At 65.7% G+C, this 7,414-nt stretch carries 8 protein-coding genes; 2 read left to right on the top strand and 6 right to left on the bottom strand.

The genetic code is table 11. The features are described from left to right. Positions 1–392: 392 nt before the first annotated feature. The 3 genes from E8F11_RS19030 to E8F11_RS19020 form a co-directional block, all read right to left on the bottom strand. On the bottom strand, positions 393–752 hold the full coding sequence (locus E8F11_RS19030; protein ID WP_280290405.1) for a PilZ domain-containing protein: 360 nt from the start codon (positions 750–752) through the stop codon (positions 393–395). A gap of 60 nt (positions 753–812) precedes the next feature. After that, on the bottom strand, positions 813–1,235 hold the full coding sequence (locus E8F11_RS19025) for a DUF4124 domain-containing protein (protein WP_280290403.1): 423 nt from the start codon (positions 1,233–1,235) through the stop codon (positions 813–815). 83 nt (positions 1,236–1,318) lie between these two features. Further along, the gene (locus E8F11_RS19020; RefSeq protein WP_280290400.1) at positions 1,319–1,690 is read right to left on the bottom strand and encodes a tetratricopeptide repeat protein; all 372 of its coding nucleotides are present in this window, start codon (positions 1,688–1,690) and stop codon (positions 1,319–1,321) included. Positions 1,691–1,858: 168 nt separating this feature from the next. Between E8F11_RS19020 and E8F11_RS19015 the strand changes: the two genes are divergently transcribed. After that, a complete protein-coding gene (locus E8F11_RS19015) occupies positions 1,859–2,662 on the top strand; it encodes a tetratricopeptide repeat protein (protein ID WP_280290399.1) in 804 nt (267 codons plus the stop codon). A 110-nt stretch (positions 2,663–2,772) separates the two neighbouring features. Further along, the gene (pyk, locus tag E8F11_RS19010; protein ID WP_280290398.1) at positions 2,773–4,224 is read left to right on the top strand and encodes a pyruvate kinase; all 1,452 of its coding nucleotides are present in this window, start codon (positions 2,773–2,775) and stop codon (positions 4,222–4,224) included. A 201-nt stretch (positions 4,225–4,425) separates the two neighbouring features. On the opposite strand, the gene E8F11_RS19005 is transcribed toward pyk, so the two are convergent. From E8F11_RS19005 to E8F11_RS18995, 3 genes are read right to left on the bottom strand one after another with little or no spacing between them, the layout of a single operon-like run. Continuing rightward, positions 4,426–5,199 carry an enoyl-CoA hydratase gene (locus E8F11_RS19005; RefSeq protein WP_280290397.1) on the bottom strand — a complete coding sequence of 258 codons (774 nt, stop codon included), beginning with the start codon at positions 5,197–5,199 and terminating at the stop codon, positions 4,426–4,428. Between the two features lie 29 nt (positions 5,200–5,228). Next, a complete protein-coding gene (locus E8F11_RS19000; protein ID WP_280290396.1) occupies positions 5,229–6,170 on the bottom strand; it encodes an iron-sulfur-binding ferredoxin reductase in 942 nt (313 codons plus the stop codon). Further along, positions 6,163–7,290, bottom strand: coding sequence for a GGDEF domain-containing protein (locus E8F11_RS18995; RefSeq protein ID WP_280290395.1), 1,128 nt, complete (start codon positions 7,288–7,290; stop codon positions 6,163–6,165). Before E8F11_RS18995 ends, E8F11_RS19000 begins: the two co-directional genes overlap by 8 nt. Between the last annotated feature and the right edge of the window lie 124 nt (positions 7,291–7,414).

Genomic DNA, 7,414 nt, shown 5'->3' with positions numbered 1-7,414 from the left:
GGCATCCATGCCGCTCGTCCCCCTGCGCAACGCTTCCGCTCGGCCTGCTGACGGGGCGGAGTCCTCGCCCCACCTCTTCTGCATAGCTTCAGGCAATGAGCAGGCATCAGGATTGCTGCGCCCTGTCAGGCGTGAGTCACCCCTCTACCCCTGGGAGAGGGGCGGGGGTGAGGGATGTATCAGGCCGGTGCGGAGGCCTGAAAGACCCGTGCTAGATACTTCTGTTCGGAATTGCAACAGCTAACGTGGACATAGCCAATTCATTCGCCAAGTGAGCAACGGCTGTCAGGTAGGGAGCGCTGCGCGCACCGATGTTCTTGTGCCGACTGCCCGGTGCGCACGGCGCACCCTACGGGATGGCCCGGCAAAGGATTCGCGTCTTTCAGGCAGATTTAGGCCGAGGCGGCCAAAGGGCGAAAGCTGAAATAGAAACGCAGGGCATCGATGAGATCGGCGTATTCCGTCGGCGGGGCCACCAGGGAGAATCCCGAATCGTAGTTTCCGGGGGTCACATCCTCGTGGCACCACTGGCAAGTGGCGTAGAAATCGATGAAGTGCAACTGCCCGTCCTGGCCCGGAATCTTCAAGCGCATATCGAAACGGGCACCCACCAGCATGGGCAGCTGGCTGATCAGCATCAGGCCGTCCAGGGAAACATTGCCCAGGTACCCCATGGGCTTGTCGGTGAAGCGATTGAACACCTTCAGGTAATAAGGCAGCTGATGGCGTTCGATACGGCGCTTGGTAGGCATGATATCAAATCGCTATTAATGGCGCTTCAGTATGAACTCATAGCTGGCCTGGACCAACCTTCACTGGCATTCGCGCGCCAGGCTCTGTGCGAGTTGGCGACGGATGGTCTCGATCTGTCCATCAGTGTAGTACTGTCGCTCGCCCCGCTCGTCGAGCCGATAGAAAGGCCCGCCGTCGCTCAGCTGATCCTGTTGCTCGCGCAGTTCGCCGCACCTTTTCTGCAGCTGCTCGCGCGCCTGTGCGGCCCGGGTGGCGGCGACCGCCTGCTCGTCGCGACGCGCGTCGTAGAATTTCGCTGCGCGTTCCTCGCGCTCCCGGGTGGCCTGGTCCCGCTCCACCACCTGGGGTTTCACCGTCACCTGCTCAGCCCCGGCCTGGGGCTTCTCGCTGAAATGCACCTGCCCCTGGGCATCGGTCCAGCGGTAGATCTCGGCGCCGGCGACAGCCGGAGCCAGCAACAGGCAACACAACAGGTGGCGCATTCCAGGCCTCCTCGAATAGATGGTCAGCTTAGCCATGGCCTGGCGCGGCTCAAGCCGGCCACGACCGATGGCCTTGCGTGAGGTCAGAGCGGTACGGGGTTGGAGCTTGTCGTGCTGCCGCCCAGGCGGCCGAGTTGCTGCAGCGTCTCCAGGCGCGCCTTGGCCCGGTATGCGTACTCGCTGGTCGGGTAGCGGGCGATGATGAACTGGTAGGTCTGCGCGGCATCGACAAACAGCTTCTGGCGCTCCAGGCACTGTCCGCGCAGCAGCGAGATCTCCGGCTGCAGGTACTGGCGGGAGCGGCTCTTGCGCTCGACCCTGGACAGTTCGAGCATCACGTCCTCGCAATTTCCCCTTGCATAGGACCGATAGGCGTTGTTCAGGTGATGGTCGAGGGACCAGCGGGTGCAACCCGCCGTGGCCGCCAGCAGGGTGAGGATGATCAGGGTTCGCATGGGTAATTCCTCCGTCCACCGGGATATCGGCCAGGCGCGCCGCTTCTTCAGGCCGCCGGGCAAAAGCCGTCGCCAAGCATAACCTCCGATTGGTCGTGCCGGCGCCTGCCTCAGGTGGCGACCGGCCACTGCTAGACTGCCGGGGTCGCCAACGGCCCCGGTCCAGCCATGCATTCCAAGCGCCCTGCCCTGTTCGCCCTCTGCCTCCTGCTGGGCGCCTGTTCACCCACCACCCCGCTGTTCATCGCCCAGGTCACCACCAACGAAGTGGTGGAATACAAGGCCATGAAGAGCAAGCGCATGGCCGCCGCGGTGGAGGAGGAAGGCGACCTGCTCACTTACAGCGCCATGGCCATACGCGACGCCAAGAGCCCTGAGGCGGAAGATATCTACCTGGTGGGCTACCGCGACGACAAGTTCAGCGATGACGTCCGTGCCATCGCTCTCTACCAGATCGGCCTGATCTACATGAGCCGCTACAACGACCAACGCGACGATGCCAAGGCGCTGGCCTGCCTGGAGCGGGTGCTGAACGAATTCCCCACCAGCCGCGCCGCCGAACGAGCCGAGGCGCGCATCCTGATGATCCGCCAGCGGGCAATGGAGCCGGTGCAGAAGAGCTCCCGCGAGCTGCTCGCAAGCTGGCAGCCGAGCGACAACCTGGACCTCTACCAGGCGGGCCTGGACCCGGACCTGACCCTGCTGTCGCGCCGCGCCGTGCTCAAGGACCGCGTCGCCGAAGCCGAAGAGCTCTACCTGCTGGCCCTCTCCGACGCCCATGTGCAGCCGGATATCAAGGAGAAGGCGCTCTACCAGCTGGGGCTGATGTACCTGGCGCCGGACAATCCCCACGCCAATCGCGACAAGGCCATCGGCTACCTGCGCCGATTGCTGGTGCAGTTCCCCGCCAGCGACCTGTCCGGCAAGGCCTCGCGTCACCTGGACCAGGCGCTGAACTCGGAGCACCCATAATGCCGCCCGGCGGGCCACCTGAAACAATTCAGCGGGTAGTGAAAAGTAACAATGACTACAGTTTCCTCGCGTAGTAGCCTCGGGCTCTGCTTGAAAAATGGAGTCTTCGCATGCCCTTCCGCCGCACCAAAATCGTCGCCACCCTCGGCCCGGCCAGCAACTCCCCGGAGGTCCTGGAGCAACTGATCATCGCCGGGCTGAACGTCGCCCGCCTGAACTTCTCCCACGGCAGCCCCGAGGAACACAAGGCACGCGCCCGACTGGTCCGCGAGCTTGCCGCCAAGCACGGCCGCTTCGTCGCCCTGCTCGGCGACCTGCAAGGGCCGAAGATCCGCATCGCCAAGTTCACCAACAAGCGCATCGAACTGAAGGAAGGCGACCACTTCCGCTTCTCCGTCACCCATCCGCGCGATGCCGGCAACCAGGAAGTGGTGGGCATCGACTACCCGGACCTGGTCAGGGACTGCGGCGTGGGCGATGAACTGCTGCTGGACGACGGCCGCGTGGTCATGCGTGTGGAAAGCACCAGCGCCGACGAGCTGCACTGCCGCGTTCTGATCGGCGGCCCGCTGTCCGACCACAAGGGCATCAACCGTCGCGGCGGCGGCCTCACCGCCCCGGCCCTTACCGCCAAGGACAAGGCCGACATCAAGCTGGCCGCGGAAATGGAACTGGACTACCTGGCCGTATCCTTCCCCCGTGATGCCGCCGACATGGAACTGGCCCGCCGCCTGCGCGACGAAGCCGGTGGCAAGGCCTGGCTGGTCGCCAAGATCGAACGCGCCGAAGCCGTGGCCGACGACGAAGCCCTCGACGGCCTGATCCGCGCCAGCGACGCGGTGATGGTGGCCCGTGGCGACCTCGGCGTGGAAATCGGCGATGCCGAGCTGGTGGGCATCCAGAAGAAGATCATCCTGCACGCCCGCCGCTACAACAAAGCCGTGATCACCGCCACCCAGATGATGGAGTCGATGATCCACAGCCCGATGCCGACCCGCGCGGAAGTCTCGGACGTAGCCAACGCGGTGCTCGACTACACCGACGCCGTGATGCTCTCGGCCGAAAGCGCCGCCGGCGAGTACCCGGTGGAAGCCGTGCAGGCCATGGCCCGCATCTGCCAGGGCGCCGAGAAGCACCCGGACACCCGCCGCTCCGGACACCGCATCGGCAACACCTTCGAGCGCTGCGACGAGAGCATCGCCCTGGCGTCCATGTACACCGCCAACCACTTCCCCGGCATCAAGGCCATCATCTGCCTGACCGAAAGTGGCTACACGCCGCTGATCATGTCGCGCATCCGCTCCTCGGTGCCGATCTACGCCTACTCCCCGCACCGCGAGACCCAGGCCCGCGTGGCGCTGTTCCGTGGCGTCGAGACCATCCCCTTCGACGCTGCCGCGCTGCCCCCGGAAAAAGTCAGCCAGATGGCCGTGGACGAACTGCTGCAACGTGGCGTGGTGACCAAGGGCGACTGGGTGATCCTGACCAAGGGCGACAGCTACACCACCCAGGGCGGCACCAACACCATGAAGATCCTCCACGTCGGCGACCTGCTGGTCTGACCTGACCTGGAACGAAAAAGCCGCCCTTCGGGGCGGCTTTTTTTGGGCCATCGATGCCAGGCCGTGGCACGAAACCTGTGGGGGCGAAATCATTCGCTAAGGGCAGCTTGCTGCCCCTTCAGCCTGGCAGGGCAGGCCTGCGGCCTGCATAGCGAATGAATTCGCCCCCACAAGAACTGCCCCACCGATGGCGCAAAGTAATCACACGAACTTCGAGAAATCCGGTTTTCGCCGCTGAGTGAAGGCCGACAGGGCTTCCACCGCTTCCGGCGAACGCAGGCGCTGGCCGAACAGCTCGCCCTCTTCGGTGATGACCCGGCGCAGCTCCTCGCGCCCCGGCGCCTGCATCAGGCGCTTGCTGACTTCCAGCGCCGAGGGCGCCAGGTCAAGGAAGCGGCGCGCGGCTTCCTGGGCACGGGCAAAGGTCATGGCGCCGTTCTCCAGGGCGGCATTGGCGATGCCCCAGCTGGCCGCCTGCTCGCCGGTGAAGCCCTCGCCCAGCAGCAGCAGCTCTGCCGCCTTCGCATGGCCGAGCAGGCGCGGCAGGATCAGGCTGGAGCCGAATTCGGGGCAGAGGCCAAGGTTGACGAAGGGCATCTTCAGCTTGGCGTCGCAGCTGACGTAGACCAGGTCGCAGTGCAGCAGCAGGGTGGTGCCGATGCCCACCGCCGGGCCGCTGACCGCGGCCACGACCGGCTTGGTGAAATCGAACAGAGCGCGCATGAACTGGAACACTGGACTGTCCATGCCAGTTGGCGGCTCCTGGAGGAAGTCGACGATGTCGTTGCCGCTGGTGAAGCACTCCTCGCCGCCGGTGATCAGCACCGCACGGACCTCCCGGTCCTCCTGCGCCGCGTCCAGCACCTCGGCCATGCGGCTGTACATGGCGCGGGTCAGCGCGTTCTTCTTGTCCGGGCGGTGCATGCGCAGCGTCAGCAGGCCCTGCTCGCGCTCGACCAGAATGTGCTCGCTCATGGGAAATCCTCGATGTTCTAGTGCCCGCTTCAGGCTTCGCGGGTCAGGAAGGTATCGGCCAGCAACTGGTTACGTGGCAGGCCGGCCAGGTAGAGCCGGCGCGCGAAATCCTCGACGCTGGCAGGATCGCCGCAGAGTAAGGCGATGGTCTGCCGCGAAACAAGGCGGAATTGCGCCAAAACCTCCGGCAGCTCGGCCGCTGTGATCAGCTGCAACGCCAGGCCGGGGTGGGCCGCGGCCAGCTCCGCCAGGGGCTCGGCCAGGTAATGCCCACGGGGATCATGGGCCAGGTGAATGACGCGGATCGGCCCCTGGTGATGGTGCCGCAAGGCGTCGCGCAACAGGCCCCAGAGCGGCGCCAGGCCAGTGCCCGAGGCGAGGAACAGCAGGGGCCGTGTGTCCCAGGCCGGATCGTAGTGAAGCGCACCGCCATGCAGCTCGCCGAGGCGCAGCCGGTCGCCTGGGGCCAGTAGCCGCGCGCGGTCGCTGAACAGGCCGGGACTACGGCAATCGAGGTGAAACTCCAGCCAGTCGTCACAGTCGGGCAGGCTGGCCAGGGAATAGGGCCTGGCGATGCCTTCGTCGTTCCACAGCAGCAGGTGCTGGCCGGCGCTGTAACGCAGCGGTCGGGAAGGTGCGAGACGCAGGCGCAGGACATCCTGGGCCGGCCAGTCGAGGCTCAGCACCTGCGCCTCGATGCCATCGCGGACCGGGTCGAACACCTCCACCACCAGGTCCTGTACCACCAGGCACTGGCAGGACAACCGCCAACCCTCGGCGCGCTGGAGGCGGTCGAGGGCTTCCGGCTTGGCGTCCGCCGGCTCGCCGGACAGGCAACGGACCCGGCAGGCATGGCAACTGCCCGCACGGCAGCTGTAGGGCACCTTGCAGCCCCCGGCGTTCAGGGCGTCCAGCAGGTTACTGGCAGGCGCCACGGTCCAGCGTTTTCCGGCAACTTCGAGTTCAGGCACCCTGCCCCTCCCAAGCGGCGTCGCAGCGGTTACGTCCGCCGCGCTTTGCCCGATAGAGTGCCTGATCCGCACGCTGCAGCGCATCATCCAGATCTTCCCCGGCGACCAGCAGGGTCATGCCCGCCGAGAGGCTCAACCGCTCCACCTGCACGCCCACTGGCTCGGCGCAGGCGAAGGCTTCGCGCAGGCGCTCGCAGCAGGCGGTGAGGCGGTCCGCGTCGCAGTTGGGCAAGAGCAGCACGAACTCCTCGCCGCCGTAGCGCGCCAGCACATCACCGTCGCGCAGGCAGGCCCGCGCTACCGCGGCGAAGGTCTGCAGCACCCGGTCACCGGCGGCGTGGCCGTGGAGATCGTTGATCCGCTTGAAATGGTCGAGGTCGATCAGCGACAGGCCGTGCTGGCGGTTCGGCGCCAGGCTTTCCAGCTCGCGGCTGGCCAGGCGCAGGAAGTGACGGCGATTGAACAGCCCGGTGAGCTCGTCGGTGGCCACCAGGTCCTCCAGCTGGCGCATCATGCCGCGCAGGGTGTCCTGGTGCGCCTGCAACGCGAAGCGGCGCTGGCGCATGCGTTGACGCAGGGCCTGGACATAGCTGGCGAACAGGCTCAGCCAGACCATCAGCACGAACAGCACGCAGACCTGCAGTAGCGCCAGGGCCGGCTCGGCCAGTTGCATCCGATAGGCTTCGAACAGGTTGAGGCCGGCAAAGGCGAAGAAGGCGAACGCCGCACAGCGGGTGAAGACCCTCGGTTTGAGCTGGAATACGCCGAACAGCATGATCAGCACGTAGATCACCAGCAGCGGGCCGCGGGCGCTGTCGACCATGGACATCAGCCAGGTATGCCAGCCGAGGGCGAGCAGGACCTGTGGCTCGGTCAGGCTGGGGTCGCTGAACTGCAGGTTGCGCCCGCTGCTGAACAGCCAGAACAGCACGAGCTGGGAGAGCGCCACCAGACCGATGCCAATCATGGCGGTGGATGCCGGGACCCGGAACAGGCCGCCCAGCAGGGCGACCCAGCACAGCAGCAGAATCATCGAGTAGGTGGCCACGGCCATGCCAAAGCGCTTCAGCAGCAGACTCTGCAAGGCTCTATGGCTTATCCGCTGGCTCGATGGGCTCATGGGCTCCTTCCCGTAATGGCACCGTGCCTTCAATGTACCCTTGTGATCACAAATTTCATAGTGCGTAGGAAGTGTCCGACAACCGACCAAGGTCGACTACCGACGACTGTGCCCGGCCGGTACC

It is taken from the genome of Pseudomonas sp. BN417 (assembly GCF_029871205.1).
In the GTDB taxonomy this organism is placed as follows: Bacteria; Pseudomonadota; Gammaproteobacteria; order Pseudomonadales; family Pseudomonadaceae; genus Metapseudomonas.
Note: the sequence above shows the minus strand (reverse complement) of the source record. Positions and strands in the feature narration are given on the sequence as shown.